Genomic DNA, 16,188 nt, shown 5'->3' on the forward strand with positions numbered 1-16,188 from the left:
TCAGCCAGCCGCCGATTGCGCCTCGCCGGGCGTGACCGCGTCGACCGGCAGCGCGAAGGCCTCGACCCGGTTGAGCGGCTTCTTGTTGAGCAGCAGCCGGGTCACGTCGGGGCGAGAATAGTGTCCCGCCGGATCGGCGGCGTTCTTGGCGATGCCGATCATGCCGAGATCGATCTCGGCGATCAGCAACCCCTCCTGCTCCGGCGGCAGCTTCTCCGCGAGCGAAGAGCCATCCGGACCAAAGATCGCGGCGTGGCCGCCGCCGACATGCAGCAGCGCGTGCTTGTCGGGCCGGTCACACAGCTCGTCGATCATCGCCGGCGAGACGGTGGCGCACGGCGCCAGCACGAAGCACGAGCCCTCGACGGCATAGACGCGCGAGGCGGCGTTGTTGACCTCGGCGCCGAGCGCCGGCGCGAACGGATCGTACAGCGAGAAGCTCGGCCAGGCCGCGACATGCACCTGCTCGTTCTGGGCATACATCGCGTATTTCGACAGCGGCTGCAGATGCTCCCAGCAGCACAGCGCACCGATCCGGCCGATGTCAGGCCGGTCGTGCACAGCGAGATCGCTGCCGTCGCCCTCGCCATAGACGGTGCGCTCGGCATGGGTCGGCCGCAGCTTGCGGCGCCGGGCGATGGTCTCGCCGTCCGGGCCGATCAGCCATTGCGCGATGTAGAGGCTGCCGCCGTCGCGCTCGGACAGTCCCAGCACGGCCGTGAGCCTGGCCTCGCGCACGGCGGCGCGCAGCGCCTCGGCCTGCGGGCTGTCATAGGCCAGCGAATTGTCGAAATAGCGCTGCACGAAGCCACGGCCGATGCACCAGGCCGGCGAGTCCATCCAGATGTGCCAGGGATAGCCGGGGATGAAGACCTCCGGAAATGCGATCAGCTTGGCACCTTTGTCGGCCGCCTCCTCGATCAGGCCGACGGTCTTCTTGATCGAGGCGTCCAGGTCGAGCCAGGCCGGCGCCGCCTGCACCACCGCCACCTTGTATTTCGGATGTGCCAGTCCCATCCCGCGTCTCCCCTCTTCCGGATCGGCGGCGCCGCGCGCCGCATTCGCAGGGGAGTATTGACCTCGGCGATCATTCGCGCTCGTCTTGGAGGGAACGAAAACTCGACTGCGGCCGCCAGCGAGAGACCAGCCGGCCCAGAGCTTGCTGCATTTCCGACGATCCACGCGACACAGAGGCGGAGGGAGACGGAGCGATGCCGGTCCTGTTCACCACGGAAGGAAGCCCGGGCCACCGCCGGCTGGCGCTGTGGCAGGACATCGTCTGCGACGTCTACGTCGGCCTCGACTGCACGTCTGATCTCGGCAGCGCGTTTCGGGGCTCGGTGACCCACACCGCGTTGGGACGGGCCGTCTGCTCCGAGGTCGCCTCGGACCGGCAGCGCGTGCACCGGACCTCGCAGCGAATCTCCCGGGCGGATGCCGACTTCGTCCTCGTCGCGCTCGGGCGAGAGGGAATCGGCGGCGTCGTTCAGGATGGCCGCGACACCGTGATCCGGCCCGGCGAGTTCGCGATCTACGACACGACCCGCCCCTACGAGCTGCAGTTCGACGCCGCGTTCAAGCAGATCGTGTTCAAGCTCCCGCGCGAGATGCTGCAGCGCCGGATCGGCCCGACGGAGACCGTGACGGCGATCAGCTTCGGCCCCGATAGCCCGCTCCAGCCGCTCGCCCATGATTTCATCGTCAGGCTCTGCGAACGCGCCGAGCACATCGGCCCCGAGCATGCCGAACCTCTGGCCGACCAGGCTGCCGACCTGCTCGCCATGACCTTGGCCGAGCGGCTTCGCACACAGCCCCTGCCCGCCTCGAGCCATCGCGCAGCGCTGCTTTATCGCATCAAGGCGCACATCCGCACCCGGCTGCCCGACGCCGACCTCTCACTGCCGAAGATCGCACGCGAGCTCGGGCTATCGGCGCGCTACGTCAACGATCTGTTCTCGGACGAGGAGACGTCGTTCCAGCGCTTCGTGCTGGCTGCGCGGCTCAAGCAGTGCCGGCGCGATCTCGGCTCGCCGATGCTCGCGCATCGTCAGATCAGCGAAATCGCCTTGTCCTGGGGCTTCAACGATCTCTCGCATTTCGGCCGCGTGTTCCGCGAGCAGTTCGGCCTGTCGCCGCGCGAGTGGCGGCGCAGCGCCGTAAAGCGCTGAGCTGGCCGCAACGCGCCCGCCTCACGCGCTCGTGGCGCTGTTCGCGCCCTCGACTTGTGCGGTGGCGACCGGCCGTCAGCGCGGCGGATCGGCGCGCAAGGCATCGACCAGCCAGTCACGAAAGGCACGCATGCCGGACGTCGGTTCTTTCGACTTCAACCAGGTCAGCCAATAAGAACCGGCGGCGACCTCAGCCGCAAACGGCCGGACCAGCCGACCCGTCTCGAGCTCGCAGTTGAACATGGCGATCGGAACCAGGCCAACGCCGACGCCGCGCGCGGCCGCTTCGGCCATCGCGACGGAGCTGTCGAAGATCGGCCCCTGGATCATCGGGCATAGAGCGCCCGCGACTGCAAACCATAATGGCCATTCCTCGGCGCGATACGACCGCAGGAGATTTTCGTCCGCGAGGTCCGACGGCGCGCGCAGACGACTCGCGACATCGGGATGACAGACGGGCGACAGCGGGGCAGACATCAGATGGATGGCCTCAGTGCCGTGCCAGGAGCCGTCGCCGAAGCGAAGCGCGATGTCGAGCCCGTCTCCGGCGATATCGATGCGGTTGTTGTTGGTGAGGAGGCGCAGGTCGATATGGGGGTGCGTATCTCGAAAACCGTCGAGGCGTTGCAACAGCCATCCCGTTGCAAAGGTGCCGACACAGCCGACGGTCACGACCTCGCGGGTTCCCTTCGCTTCGATGCGATCGATCGCGCCGCTGATGCGACTGAACGCATCGTTGAGGACGGGAAACAGAGCCAGGGCTTCGTCGGTCAACGTGAGGCCACGCGGCAGGCGCCGGAACAGGTGAGCGCCCAACATCTGCTCGAGCTGTTTCACCTGGTGACTGATCGCGGTCTGCGTGACCCTGAGCTCCAAGCCTGCCTTGGTGAAGCTCAGATGCCGGGCGGATGCTTCGAAGGCCCGCAAGGCGTTCAAAGGGAGATGGCTGCGGATGGGCATGATGACCAAGTTCTGCTCATGGCTCGACGAATAAATGATCGTTTGTCAGTCGTCACCTCGTTCGGCAGGTTCGCGCAGTCACTGGAGAATGAACATGCTGACGAGACGGCATCTGGGTTTTGGAATCCTCGGGATGGCGGCTGCGGCGAGCGGACTGCCATCACCTGCGGCGAAGGCGGCGGCCGACCGAAGGGCGCATCTGGAAGGGGAACTCGCCCGCATCGAGCGCGAGAGCCTCGGACGGCTCGGCATCGCCGTCCTCGACTCCGAAAGCGGGTTCGAGGCGGGCCTGCGCTCGGCCGAGCGCTTTCCGATGTGCAGCACGTTCAAGTGTCTGGCTTCCGCGGCTGTCCTGAAGCGCGTCGACGCCGGCGAACTGCATCTCGACACGCGCGTCCCGTTCGAGGCGAAGGATCTCGTAACATATTCGCCGGTGACCAAGGAGCACGTCGGCCGCGGCATGACACTCGCCGAGCTCTGCGAAGCCGCGCTCACCCAGAGCGACAACACCGCGGGAAATCTCCTGTTGCGGCAGATCGGCGGTCCTGCGGGTCTGACGCGTTTTGCCCGATCGATCGGCGACGAGATCAGCCGCCTGGACCGCTGGGAAGTTGAGCTCAACGAGGCGCTGGCCGACGACCCTCGCGACACGACCAGTCCGGCCGCCATGCTACAGAACCTGCGCCGCGTGCTCCTTGGCGAGGTCTTGTCGACGAATATGCGCCAGCGATTGACGGACTGGATGATCGCCAACAAGACCGGCGACACTCGGCTTCGCGCCGGTGTGCCGCGTGACTGGCGCGTCGCCGACAAGACGGGCGCTGGGGACCGCGGCACGACCAACGACGTCGGCATTCTCTGGCCCCCGGGCCGCAAACCGGTTCTGGTCACGGCCTATCTGACTGGTTCACAGGCGTCTCCCGAGGATCGCAACGCAACGATCGCGAAAGTCGCGCGGGCGGTTGCAGACGTCGTGATGGGACAGGCTGGGTAGTTCGACCATCCGGCTTCCGAGCCCCTCCGGAAGCCGGACATCAGACCCAAGATGTTCGCCATGGCGGCGCAACGATTGGGCAGGCTAAGCTACGGCCGGCCCACGTCATCGGAATGTGCGGCCGCTGCCGGGATCGATCCGATGCGCCGCTTTGCCATGAAGGCCCTGTTCTCCCTGCTGACCTTGCAGCGGGACGACGAGACACAGCTGCGCTGGGACCGGATCGTCCTGATCGGCTCGACCCTGGTGACGATCGGGCTGATCGCCCTATATGCCTATAGCAAGGCCGAGGGCCGCTGGTAGCCGGGCGCAAGACACGCGAGAACGAGTTCATGAGACGACGAATGGGGTCCGCCTGCCTGCTACTGGCGTTCGCGTCGACCGCCAGCCATGCGCTGGACAGCGAGCAGAAGCGTGGAAAAGCGCTCTTGCAAAGCCTTTGCAGCCGATGCCATGCGGTAGGTCTCACAGGCGCCAGCCGGCACCCCGACGCGCCCCCGTTCAGGACCTTCGGTGACAGCAAGCTCTACGACGAGGATTTTGCCCAGCGGCTGCAGACCGGCCTGTCGACCATTCACAAGGACATGCCGAGCTTCCAGTTCGAGCGGCCCGAGGCGGAAGCCGCGGTCAATTATCTCAGGACCATTCAGGCCCGCCCCAAACGGCGGTGACGCGGCGGCGCGGTCCGCCGGCGTGGAACGGGGCTTGTGCGGCGCGGTTGCCCGTTCCCGTCCATTGCCCGCGGCCCGGCTGCGGCCGGAGCCCGCATGAAGACGCCGACGACGGGTCTGCACGCCGACGGACTGCCGCTGCCGCAGCGCACCTGGGCGATCGTGACGATCGCCCTCGGCATCGTGCTGGCCGTGATCGACGGCGCGATCGCCAATGTGGCGCTGCCGACGATCGCCCGCGACCTCAATGCGAGCCCTGCTTTTTCGATCTGGATCGTCAACGGCTATCAGCTCGCGGTCACGATCTCGCTGCTGCCGCTGGCCTCGCTCGGCGAGATCATCGGCTATCGGCGGGTCTATCTCGCCGGCCTCGTGCTGTTCACGGCTGCCTCCGCCTTCTGTGCGCTGGCCGACAGCCTGCTGCTGCTGACGCTCGCGCGCATCCTGCAGGGCTTTGGCGCCGCCGGCATCCTCAGCGTCAACTCGGCGCTGGTGCGTTTCACCTATCCGCACGCTCTGCTCGGCCGCGGCATCGGCATCAATGCGATGGTGGTCGCGGTCTCCGCCGCGCTCGGTCCGACCATCGCCGCCGGCATCCTCGCCGTCGGCAACTGGCCGTGGCTGTTCGCGATCAACGTGCCGCTCGGCATCGTCACCTTCGTCTTCGGCTTCCGCTTCCTGCCGCATACGCCGCGCGCGCCGCACATGTTCGATTGGCAGAGCGCGGCGCTGAGCGCGGTCGCTTTCGGCTTCCTGATCGCCGCCGTGGACAGCCTCGGCCATGGCGAGGCGCTGGTGACCTGCGCGATCGAGTTCGTCGTCGCCATCACGGCCGGCGTGTGGCTGGTCTGGCGCCAGACCCACATGGCCTCGCCGCTGCTGCCGCTCGACCTGCTGCGCATTCCAGTGTTCGCGCTGTCGATCGCGACCTCGATCTCGTCGTTCTGCGGACAGATGCTCGCCTTCGTCGCGATCCCCTTCTATCTCGAAAGCCATTTCGGCTATTCGCCGGTGCAGATGGGCCTGCTGATCACGCCGTGGCCGATCGCGGTCGGCCTGACGGCGCCGATTGCGGGGCGGCTGGTCGAGCGCGTGCCAGCCGGGCTGCTCGGCGGCATCGGTCTCGTGATCTTCGCGTGCGGGCTCGGTGCGCTCGGCCTGCTGCCGCGCGAGCCGTCGGCATGGGATGTCGTCTGGCGCATGGCGCTGGCCGGCTGCGGCTTCGGCCTGTTCCAGACGCCGAACAACCGTACCATGATCGCCGCTGCGCCACGCGAGCGCGCCGGCGGCGCCAGCGGCATGCTCGGCACGGCGCGCCTGCTCGGCCAGACCACGGGTGCGGCGCTGGTCGCGATGTTTCTCGCGATCGATTCGACCGACGGCACGCGGCTGTCGCTCTTGACCGGGGTCGGTTTCGCGCTGGTCGGCGCGTTCCTGAGCATGCTCAGGCTGTCGCCGGCCGGCGCCCGCGGCGCGGAGCGCGTCCGCGTCCAAGACGGCCAGCGGTTGAAGGGCGAGTAGTGACAGCGATGACGGACTGGACGATGCTGGCCCTGCTCGCCCTCGCCGCCTTCGGCTCGGGCATCGTCAATGCGCTGGCCGGCGGCGGCGCGTTCCTGACCTTCCCGACCTTGCTCGCCGCCGGCATTCCCGCGATTGACGCCAACGCCTCCAGCACCGTCGCGCTCTGCCCCGGGCAGTTCGTCAGCGCTTGGGCCTCCCGTGAGATCTTGAACGACGCAAAGGCGCCCTGGCGCCACGACCTCGTGCGACTGTCGATCATCAGCCTGATCGGCGGCACGCTCGGCGCCGTGCTGCTCCTGGTCACACCGTCGGCCGCCTTCAGCCGGCTGGTGCCCTGGCTGTTGCTGTTCGCCACGAGCGTGTTCGCATTCGGCATGCGCTTTACGCCGAAGGATGGCGCGCGCTGGTTCGGGCCGCTGACCATCCAGGCGGTGCAGTTCGTGATCGCGATCTATGGCGGCTATTTCGGCGGCGGCATCGGCATCCTGATGCTGGCGGCCCTGGTGTTCTACGGCATGCGCGACATCCGCGCCATGAACGGCATGAAGGTGCTGCTCGCTGCGCTCATGAATATGACGGCCTCCGCCATCTTTGCGTTCTCGGGCCGCGTGCATTGGCTGGAGACGCTGACGATGATGGGGGCTGCCATGGTCGGCGGCTTCGTCGGCGCGCGGCTTGGCCAGATCATCCCGCCGGCCCATGTGCGCCGCTTCATCATCGCCGTCGGCTGCGGCCTGACGGTGTATTTCTTCGTCAAGCCGGCCTGAGCCGCAAGTCGCATCAAAGAACCTTGCGTCAAGGAAAAAGGCCGGCGCGATGGCCGGCCTTTCGTAGTCATCTCGTAGCGTCAGGCTTACGCCTTGACCAGCGGTCCCTTCGGCGCCGGCCCCTTCGAGCCACCGCCGGACTTCGGCTTGCGCTTGCGCGCGGCCGGAACTTCGGACTTCGGCGTGACGGGGCCCTCGACGAACTCGAAGCCGATCTTCTCCTCGACGCCGGATTCGTCCTTGACGAGGACGACACGGACATGCCCGCCGCCCTTCAGCTTGCCGAACAGCACCTCGTCGGCCAGCGGCTTCTTGATGTGCTCCTGGATCACGCGGCCCATCGGCCGTGCGCCCATCTGCTCGTCATAGCCGTGCTGGATCAACCAGCTCTTGGCCGGCTCCGACAGCTCGATCGTGACGTCGCGGTCGGCGAGCTGGGCCTCGAGCTGCAGCACGAACTTCTCGACCACCATGCCGATCACCTCGACGTTGAGGTGCGCGAACGAGACGATGGAGTCGAGCCGGTTGCGGAACTCCGGCGCGAACTGCCGGTTGATCGCCTCGTGGTCGTCGCCTTCCCGCTTCGAGCGATGGAAGCCGAATGCCTGCTTGGCCATGTCGGCCGCGCCCGCATTCGTGGTCATGATCAAGATCACGTTGCGGAAGTTGACCTGCTTGCCATTGTGGTCGGTGAGCCGGCCGTGATCCATGATCTGCAGCAGCACATTGTAGAGATCCGGATGCGCCTTCTCGATCTCGTCCAGCAGCACCACGCAATGCGGATGCTGGTCGACGCCGTCGGTCAAGAGGCCGCCCTGGTCGAAGCCGACATAGCCGGGAGGCGCGCCGATCAGGCGCGACACCGTGTGCCGCTCCATGTACTCCGACATGTCGAAGCGCAGCAGCTCGACGCCCAGGGTCGACGCCAGCTGCTTGGCGACCTCGGTCTTGCCGACGCCGGTCGGACCCGAGAACAGATAGCAGCCGATCGGCTTCTCCGGCTCGCGCAGGCCGGCACGGGCCAGCTTGATCGAGGCCGACAGCGAATCGATCGCCTTGTCCTGGCCGAACACCACGCGCTTCAGGGTCTGCTCGAGATGCTTGAGCACCTCGGCATCGTCCTTCGACACGCTCTTCGGCGGGATCCGCGCCATCGTGGCGATCGTGGTCTCGATCTCCTTGATGCCGATCGTCTTCTTGCGCTTGTTCTCGGCCAGCAGCATCTGCGCCGCGCCGGACTCGTCGATCACGTCGATCGCCTTGTCCGGCAGCTTGCGGTCATGGATGTAGCGCGATGACAGCTGCACCGCGGCCTCGATGGCCTCGTTGGTGTATTTCAGCCGGTGATAGTCCTCGAAATACGGCTTCAGGCCCTTCAGGATCGCGATCGCATCTTCGACCGACGGCTCGTTGACGTCGATCTTCTGGAACCGGCGCACCAGCGCGCGGTCCTTCTCGAAGTGCTGGCGATACTCCTTGTAGGTCGTCGAGCCCATGCAGCGGATCGAGCCCGAGGCCAGCGCCGGCTTGAGCAGGTTGGACGCGTCCATGGCGCCGCCCGACGTCGCACCCGCACCGATCACGGTGTGGATCTCGTCGATGAACAGGATCGCATTCGGATGCGCTTCGAGCTCCTTGAGGACCTGCTTCAGGCGCTCCTCGAAGTCGCCGCGATAGCGCGTGCCTGCGAGCAACGTGCCCATGTCGAGCGAGAACACGGTCGCCGCCGCCAGCACCTCGGGCACTTCGCTGTCGACGATGCGCTTGGCCAAGCCTTCGGCGATCGCGGTCTTGCCGACGCCGGCTTCGCCGACGAACAGCGGGTTGTTCTTCTGGCGCCGGCACAGCACCTGGATGGCACGGTTGATCTCGGAGTTACGGCCGATCACCGGATCGATCTTGCCGTCCCGCGCTTTCTTGTTGAGATTGACGCAATAGGTTTCCAGCGCCTCGCCCTTTTTCTTTGAGTCCTCACTGCCCTTGGTCTCGGTCTCTTCGTCGACGCCGCGCACGGGGCGGGCCTCGGACACGCCGGGCCGCTTGGCGATGCCGTGGCTGATGTAGTTGACGGCGTCGTAACGCGTCATGTCCTGCTCCTGCAGGAAATACGCGGCGTGGCTCTCACGCTCGGCGAAGATCGCGATCAGCACGTTGGCGCCGGTCACCTCTTCGCGGCCCGACGACTGAACGTGGATCACGGCGCGCTGGATCACGCGCTGGAAACCTGCGGTCGGCTTGGCGTCGTCGCTGCCGTCCGTGACCAGATTTTCGAACTCGGTTTCGAGGTAGTTCACGAGACTGCCGCGCAGCTTGTCGAGGTCGACGCTGCATGCGCGCATCACGGCCGCTGCATCGGAGTCATCGATCAAGGACAGAAGGAGGTGTTCCAGTGTCGCGTATTGATGATGACGCTCGTTGGCGATCGCCAGCGCACGATGCAGGGATTGTTCAAGGCTTTGAGAAAAAGTCGGCATGCGCGTCCTCTGTGGCCCCTTGCCATCATGATCGCCGCCGCCCGGTCAGGCAACAACAACCTTCGTCAAATATAGTTATAACCGAGTGCGACAAAAGACCGGCCGAGCCGCTCGATTACGGGTTCACCGGATCGTCAATGCAAAACCCGTTCCGATTGCGGCAAATCGGGCTTGCGACAACCGAACGGCGCAGGCGGTCCAGCGCGGAGAGATAGGGACCGGAGCGGCCGTAATTCTTCGGGCGAAACGTGAAACCTGCCCGGATTGCGCCGACCTCGTCTGCAGCAATTTGCATCTGCGGCGACTTGCGATTCCGATTCGCCACCGCCACTTCTCCGGCGCGCCCGAGCAGCCGGAGCCCCCGGCCTCTGGCGCGCTATTGCACGCGTCGGCGGCTCTCTTCGCGGAGGGAGCCGGCTATTTCTTCTCCATCACACACTGCAACGGATGCTGGTGCTTGCGGGCGAAGTCCATCACCTGCGTCACCTTGGTCTCGGCGATCTCGTAGGTAAAGACGCCGCACTCCCCGATGCCGTGGTGGTGCACGTGGAGCATGATCTTGGTCGCGGCCTCGACGTCCTTGTTGAAGAACTTCTCCAGGACGTGAACGACGAACTCCATCGGCGTGTAATCGTCGTTCAGGATCAGGACGCGGTAGAGGTTGGGGCGCTTGGTCTTCGGCTTGACCTTGGTGATCACGGACGTTGCCGGGCCACCGGTGCCACCGGACTTGTTGTCGTTATTGCTCATCCTGGGCGCGGATCGGTTCAATCTGGAAGTTGGCTGCGACATCTTGCACGCGTTAGATATGGCTGCGAGGCCCCCAATAAAGAGTTTCCCTTGGAGGGTCGCTCAACTTGGAGGGTTGCTCAATAAGGGTTGCCCCGACCTGTCCCCTGCCGGGCCGCTTTCCGCCACCCGGTCCTGCTTTCCAGATCGCCTGTCCCAGCCGACCGGTCCGGTCGGACCGACGCCAGGAATATGGGTCAGCGACCGGTTTGCCGCAAGCGCAGACCCAGGACGGACCGACGCTCCGGCAGGACCGATTCCCTGCCCCGGCGATGAGGTGCAAGGTTAATCAAACCGGCCGCATTTTACAAAGCCCATTCAGCGGGCATTGACAGGGAACCAGCTCGGTTGCGGGCGCGGCGCCACGCTGCGGGCATTGGCCCGGTGTTTCGCGGTTTCGATTTACCCGTCCTTGACGAAGCCGAACCGAAAACACCTGCAGAAAACCATAATTGGTGAGCGACATGACCGATGTCTCCTTCATTCGACTCTGCCGCCGCGCCGCCCGACGGTTCGCCTGCGACCGCGGTGGCAACATCTCCGTGCTGTTCGCCATCTCGCTCGTCCCTATCCTGGCCTTCGTCGGCGCAGGCGTCGACTACAGCCGGCTGAACGCCGCGCGGTCGTCGATGCAGGCCGCGCTCGACTCCACCTCGCTGATGCTGTCGCGCGACCTGGCGCAGGGCACCATCAGCGCAGCCGACGTCGGAACCAAGGCAAGCGCCTATTTCAAGGCGCTCTACACCAGCACGGACGCGCAGAACGTCACCGTGACGGCCAGCTATACCTCCTCGACCAGCTCATCGGCCTCCAACATCCAATTGTCGGCCTCCGGTCAGATCGTCACCCAGTTCATGAAGATCGCCGGCTTTCCGACCATGGACTTCGGCGTCAAAACGACATCGACCTGGGGCGACGTGAAGATGCGGGTGGCGCTCGCGCTCGACAATACCGGCTCGATGGCATCCAGCGGCAAGATGTCCGCGCTGCAGAACGCCGTGGCCGGCAGCGGCGGGCTGATCGACCAGCTCAGCGCCCTCGCCAAGACCCCGGGCGACGTCTACATCTCGGTCGTTCCATTCGCCAAGGTCGTGAACGTCGGCGCCAGCAATTACGCCAAGGACTGGATCGACTGGACCGACTGGCAGAATCCGCCCACGATCCAGCCCGCCAATGGCTCCTATCAGGCCGCAATCCCGAACGGCAGTTTCACGCAGTCCCAATGGGACATGGTGGGACCGGGATCTTCCTGTCCGTTCAGGTCCGGCAACGGCTTCCCCTACTTCTCCTGCACCAGCGGCCCGGCGACCGGCAGCTCCAGCGCCTCCAAGATCCCGTCGAGCGGGACCTACAACGGGTACATCTGCCCGGGCTACGACTCCGCCTCGCACAGCTACTACAACGGCTGCTGGGACAGCGTGCAGACCAGCACGCGGGTGAACTGGTGCACCGGCAGCTACTGCAGCTGCCCGACCAGCGGCAGCAATCTTCCGAACAACACGTGCAGTTGCACGGGAAGCGGATCCAGCACGGTGTGCAAGGTCAACACCTTCACGCACACCTGGATCGCCAACACCAAGAGCACCTGGACCGGCTGCGTCGCCGACCGCACCCAGCCCAACGACGCGAATGCCGTGTCGCCCGCGACCTCCGACGTGACGACGCTGTTCCCGGCCAACCAGCACATGGAGAACAGCACCCAGTACTGCAACAGCACGGCCTCGACCAAGCTCGCGGAGATCGTGCCGCTCAGCTACAATTGGAGCTCGCTGAAGAGCGCCGTCAACGCCATGCAGCCCACCGGCGGCACCAATCAGGCGATCGGACTTGCCTGGGCCGTGCAGTCGCTGATTCCGAACGGCGTGCTGGCCGCGCCCGCGGAGGACGTCAACACCACCTATAATCGCGTCATCATCCTGCTATCGGACGGCCTGAACACCGAGGACCGCTGGCCCGAATACGGCAACGGCTCGTCGCAAGCCTCGGGCAACCCGATCGACGCGCGCCAGGCCCTGCTCTGCTCGAACCTGAAGAACACCAAGGATTCGAAGGGCAACGCGATGTACACGATCTACACGATCCAGGTGAACACGAGCTCGCCCGCCGATCCGACCTCGGCCGTGCTGCAGAACTGCGCCAGCAGTCCCGACAAGTTCTACATGCTGACGAGTTCGAGCCAGATCGTGACCACGTTCAACTCGATCGGCACCGCATTGTCGAAGCTGCGGGTTGCCAAATAACAGAAGCGCCGGGCACCGACAGCGCTCCGCCTTCAGCCAACAAAAAAGCCCGGCGCAAGCCGGGCTTTGTGCTCCCTACAGGGCGCGAACGGTCAGTGCGCGGCCGGCGGGGTGAACTTGGCGGCGATGCCTTCCAGCGGCTTGAACGCCTGCTTGGCGAGATCCGAATACAGCCCGGCGATCTTCTGCGAATCGGCGACGAAGGTCTCGTAGGCCGACTTGGCGAACTCGGTCTGCACCTCGAGCACCTTGTCGAGCGACTTCACGCCCTGGAGCTTCTCGACGAACGACTTGGTGTCCTCGAACGACTTCTTGGTGTAGTCGCCATACGCGGTGGCGATGGCTTGGAGCCCGTTCTGCACGGTGGTCGCAGAGTTCACGACGGTCTCGAACTGCTCTTTGCCGTAGTTCTGAAAGTCTTCAACCTTAAACATGTGGCATTCCTTTCCCTGATTTTGAGCGCCCTCAGGGAAGCCCCGGCTCCCTGACGCATCCATAATATAGTGCAGCGCACAAAAAAATCAAGAATCTTGTGCAATGCACCATCACGGGCATTGCGGTTTCGACGCACCGTCGGGCGCCCCAACCCGGGCCAGCTCGGCGGAAATACCGGCCATCGGCGCAAGGTTTCTTTAATCCTTTGGCAACTCGACCGTCCTAACCTCTCCGGTGGTCCCGGCCAGCGTCGGCCGAACCGTAAAGCTGTTCTAAAACAGCGTCTTAACAAAACCTCAGTTCGAGCCCTTCGATGCTTGGCAGCGTCATGGCGCGATCGGGAGGTCCGACAGGCACGGTTACGGGGGCGTTCGGCACAATTTCGCCTTACGAGCCGGTGATCACGTCAGAAATTGGACGGGGATTTCATGCTTCGCAAACAAATGGCTTCCTCGCGCCTGTTGCGAGTTGGCGTCTACGGACTGATCACCCTCGCGACGGCAGCAGTGGTCACGGTCGACAGCGCGGAGGCGCGTCGGCGCCATCGGCAGCATCACGCGCGGCACTCGCCCCATAATGACGAGGGCAGCTACAGCCCGGCGTTCGCGTCGATCGTCGTCGACGGCAATTCCGGCGCGACGCTGACGGCGACCAATCCCGACGCCTCGCGGCACCCCGCCTCGCTCACCAAGATCATGACGCTCTATTTGCTGTTCGAGCGGCTCGATTCCGGCAAGATGAAGCTCGATACCGAGATGCCGGTGTCCGAGCACGCCTCCGAGCAGTCGCCGACCAAGCTCGGCCTGCGCCCTGGTCAGACGATCCGCGTCGAGGACGCGATCAAGGGCCTGGTGACGCGGTCGGCCAACGACGCCGCCGTGGTCATCGCGGAGGCGATCGGCGGCGACGAGGACGAGTTCGCCAAGATGATGACGCGCAAGGCGCGCTCGCTCGGCATGAGCCGCACCACCTATGTGAACGCCTCCGGCCTCCCCGCTGACGCGCAGATCACGACGGCGCGCGACCAGTCGATCCTGGGCCGCGCGATCCAGGACCGCTTCCCGCGCTACTATCGCTATTTCTCGACGGTGGTGTTCAATTATCGCGGCCAGTCGATCCGCAACCACAATCATCTTCTCGGCAATGTCGAGGGCATCGACGGCATCAAGACCGGCTATACCCGCGCCTCCGGCTTCAACATCGTGACCTCGCTGCGCCGCGGCAACCGCCACCTGGTCGGCGTCGTGCTCGGCGGCCGCAGCGGCGGCTCGCGCGACGCCATCATGCGCAACCTGCTTGCCGAAAACCTCGACAAGGGCGCGACCCGGCGCACAGTGGCGGCGATCGGCGAGCGCGGCGGCTCCGACGGCGGCGATCCGAACCAGGGCACGGTGCAGCTCGCCTCCGCGGCGCCGGAGACGCCGGCCCCGAGCCGCGCCTCCAAGATCATCTCGACCCTCTCGGAAGCCACCGCGGCCCTGCCGCCGGCGGCACCGCGAGAGGCCAAGGTCGAGCCGGCGCCGATGACATCCGGTGTGATCCAGAGCCAGCCGATGTCGATCGTTCCCGGCTCGACCGAGCCGATGAAGCCGGTCAAGGTCAGGACGGTCCAGGTCAAGGCCGGCGCGGTCAAGCTCGCGACCGCCGCGCCGCAGCCGGCCGCCCCTGCTCCCGCGCCCTTCGCTCAGCGCGTCGAGGCCATCGAGCCGGCGCCGCCGATCACCCGCGCCGAGGCCCCCCGTCCCGACATGCCGCCGCAGCCGCCGGGCCATGGCACCGGCAACGGCATTCTCGGCGTGCTGCCTGCCTCCAGCCTGCCGGCAGGCTCGTCGCAGGCCATGGCCTATGCGGCGCCTCCGGCCCAGCCGGCACCGACGCAGATCGCCTCCGCGAGCGCCGCGGCGGAGCTTCCGAGCAAGCCTTCCGTGACGCGGAGCGGCTGGATCATCCAGGTCGGTGCGCTGGACAACGAGGCCGAGGCCCAGAAGCGGATCGAGGCGGCCCGCAGCTCGGCGCAAGGCCTCCTCAGCAAGGCCGATCCCTTCACCGAGACGGTCGCGAAGGGTGACAAGACCCTGATCCGCGCCCGCTTCGCAGGACTCGATCGTGATCAGGCCGAGGCCGTCTGCAAGAAGCTGAAGCGCGCCGACATCTCCTGCATGACCGTGCACAACTAACGCCGGCACCGATCCTGTTCCGATGAGGCCCGCGCGACACAGCGCGGGCCTTTTCGTTTGCGGACCACGCGATCGATGATCGGGACGCACGGCCGCAAACCACTCGTCAAGGATTTGCCGCTAGAACTTTTTCACCATGACGAACGATCGTGCCTGGCAAGGGCGAGAGCCGCAGGCGTCGACAAAGTTGCGTTGAAAGCGGGTTCGGTGTTGTGGCGTTAGTGGCGTTGCCGGAGTTAGCCGTGATGCGTACGAAGCAGAGTATCCTTGGCCTCGTTCACCCGGGCGGCGAGGTACGTCGACCCCCCTTGGTCGGGATGCAGTTTCTTCATGAGCGCACGGTGGGCCCGACCGATCTCGTCTCGCCCCGCGCCCGGCTGCAGGCCAAGGATCTGATAGGCCTCCTCTTCCGTCATTTTGGAGCTCGACGCCGCGCGTCCCTGCCGCCCTGCCGCATCGCGCTCCGCGTGCTGACGCCAAGCGGGAAACCGGCGGTCCAGATAAGTTTCAAGTAGAGCGACGCTGTCGGCATCAAGGCTCGGCGTCATCGCGGCGAGCTGCGGCAGATCGAACTCGTCCAGCGACCGGCCGGCATGGACACCGGCGACGAAACGGCCCTGCATCTGCCCGCTGTCGTGATCGAGCACCATCTCGATGAATTGCGAGCGCACCCGCGAGTTCTGACCGGACGAGCGCTGCCCGCCCAGCCCGAACATGCTGCCGACATTGCCGAGCCCACCCGGTGACCAGCCGAGCAATCCCGCCCCGAACAGCCCGATCGGGATCGCCACCACCAGCTCGCCGCGGAGGCCGGTGAAGGCTGCCACCGCAAGGCAGCCGATGCCGCCGGCAAACTTGAGCGCGCGCGCCAGTGCCGCCGGATTCGCGTTCCGGAACATCTGCAGCAACAGATAAAGGGTGATGACGGCGACGGCGCCAGCGATCAGTGTCATGATCCGAATATAGGGCGTGTCGAGACAAAAAGCATG

At 65.7% G+C, this 16,188-nt stretch carries 14 protein-coding genes; 8 read left to right on the forward strand and 6 right to left on the reverse strand.

Features of this window, described 5'->3' with window-relative positions; all coding sequences use genetic code 11:
- Complete coding sequence (locus QX121_RS19995) at positions 1-1,017, reverse strand: carbon-nitrogen hydrolase family protein (protein ID WP_315812840.1); 1,017 nt, start codon at positions 1,015-1,017, stop codon at positions 1-3.
- Positions 1,018-1,211: 194 nt separating this feature from the next.
- On the opposite strand from QX121_RS19995, the gene QX121_RS20000 reads away from it, so the two are divergent.
- Entirely contained in the window at positions 1,212-2,168 is a 957-nt protein-coding gene (locus tag QX121_RS20000) for a helix-turn-helix domain-containing protein (protein WP_315812841.1), read from the forward strand.
- Between the two features lie 75 nt (positions 2,169-2,243).
- Here the strand turns inward: QX121_RS20000 and QX121_RS20005 are convergent, their stop codons facing one another.
- The gene (locus QX121_RS20005; RefSeq protein ID WP_315812842.1) at positions 2,244-3,128 is read right to left on the reverse strand and encodes a LysR family transcriptional regulator; all 885 of its coding nucleotides are present in this window, start codon (positions 3,126-3,128) and stop codon (positions 2,244-2,246) included.
- A gap of 94 nt (positions 3,129-3,222) precedes the next feature.
- Here QX121_RS20005 and bla point away from each other — a divergent pair, with 94 nt between their 5' ends.
- From bla to QX121_RS20030, 5 genes are all read left to right on the forward strand, one after another.
- Positions 3,223-4,122: a class A beta-lactamase gene (gene bla / locus QX121_RS20010; RefSeq protein WP_315775247.1), complete on the forward strand. Its 900-nt coding sequence runs from the start codon at positions 3,223-3,225 to the stop codon at positions 4,120-4,122.
- A 141-nt stretch (positions 4,123-4,263) separates the two neighbouring features.
- Positions 4,264-4,425 carry a hypothetical protein gene (locus QX121_RS20015; protein WP_315718376.1) on the forward strand — a complete coding sequence of 54 codons (162 nt, stop codon included), beginning with the start codon at positions 4,264-4,266 and terminating at the stop codon, positions 4,423-4,425.
- A gap of 41 nt (positions 4,426-4,466) precedes the next feature.
- Positions 4,467-4,793, forward strand: a complete 327-nt coding sequence (locus QX121_RS20020; protein ID WP_315740328.1) for a cytochrome c — start codon at positions 4,467-4,469, stop codon at positions 4,791-4,793.
- A gap of 96 nt (positions 4,794-4,889) precedes the next feature.
- On the forward strand, positions 4,890-6,314 hold the full coding sequence (locus tag QX121_RS20025) for an MFS transporter (RefSeq protein ID WP_315812843.1): 1,425 nt from the start codon (positions 4,890-4,892) through the stop codon (positions 6,312-6,314).
- 8 nt (positions 6,315-6,322) lie between these two features.
- Positions 6,323-7,084 carry a sulfite exporter TauE/SafE family protein gene (locus QX121_RS20030; protein ID WP_315740330.1) on the forward strand — a complete coding sequence of 254 codons (762 nt, stop codon included), beginning with the start codon at positions 6,323-6,325 and terminating at the stop codon, positions 7,082-7,084.
- An 86-nt stretch (positions 7,085-7,170) separates the two neighbouring features.
- On the opposite strand, the gene clpA is transcribed toward QX121_RS20030, so the two are convergent.
- Entirely contained in the window at positions 7,171-9,558 is a 2,388-nt protein-coding gene (gene clpA / locus QX121_RS20035) for an ATP-dependent Clp protease ATP-binding subunit ClpA (protein ID WP_315740331.1), read from the reverse strand.
- A gap of 417 nt (positions 9,559-9,975) precedes the next feature.
- Positions 9,976-10,308 (reverse strand): ATP-dependent Clp protease adapter ClpS, encoded by a 333-nt coding sequence (gene clpS, locus QX121_RS20040; RefSeq protein WP_006611275.1) that lies wholly within the window; start codon positions 10,306-10,308, stop codon positions 9,976-9,978.
- A gap of 503 nt (positions 10,309-10,811) precedes the next feature.
- Between clpS and QX121_RS20045 the strand changes: the two genes are divergently transcribed.
- On the forward strand, positions 10,812-12,587 hold the full coding sequence (locus QX121_RS20045) for a pilus assembly protein (protein ID WP_315812844.1): 1,776 nt from the start codon (positions 10,812-10,814) through the stop codon (positions 12,585-12,587).
- A gap of 92 nt (positions 12,588-12,679) precedes the next feature.
- Here the strand turns inward: QX121_RS20045 and QX121_RS20050 are convergent, their stop codons facing one another.
- Complete coding sequence (locus QX121_RS20050) at positions 12,680-13,021, reverse strand: phasin family protein (protein ID WP_315718372.1); 342 nt, start codon at positions 13,019-13,021, stop codon at positions 12,680-12,682.
- A 429-nt stretch (positions 13,022-13,450) separates the two neighbouring features.
- Here QX121_RS20050 and QX121_RS20055 point away from each other — a divergent pair, with 429 nt between their 5' ends.
- On the forward strand, positions 13,451-15,199 hold the full coding sequence (locus tag QX121_RS20055) for a D-alanyl-D-alanine carboxypeptidase (protein ID WP_315754486.1): 1,749 nt from the start codon (positions 13,451-13,453) through the stop codon (positions 15,197-15,199).
- A 236-nt stretch (positions 15,200-15,435) separates the two neighbouring features.
- Here the strand turns inward: QX121_RS20055 and QX121_RS20060 are convergent, their stop codons facing one another.
- Entirely contained in the window at positions 15,436-16,152 is a 717-nt protein-coding gene (locus QX121_RS20060; RefSeq protein WP_315754567.1) for a DnaJ domain-containing protein, read from the reverse strand.
- Positions 16,153-16,188: the final 36 nt, after the last annotated feature.

The organism is Bradyrhizobium sp. SZCCHNR2028 (assembly GCF_032380995.1).
Classification (GTDB): domain Bacteria; phylum Pseudomonadota; class Alphaproteobacteria; order Rhizobiales; family Xanthobacteraceae; genus Bradyrhizobium.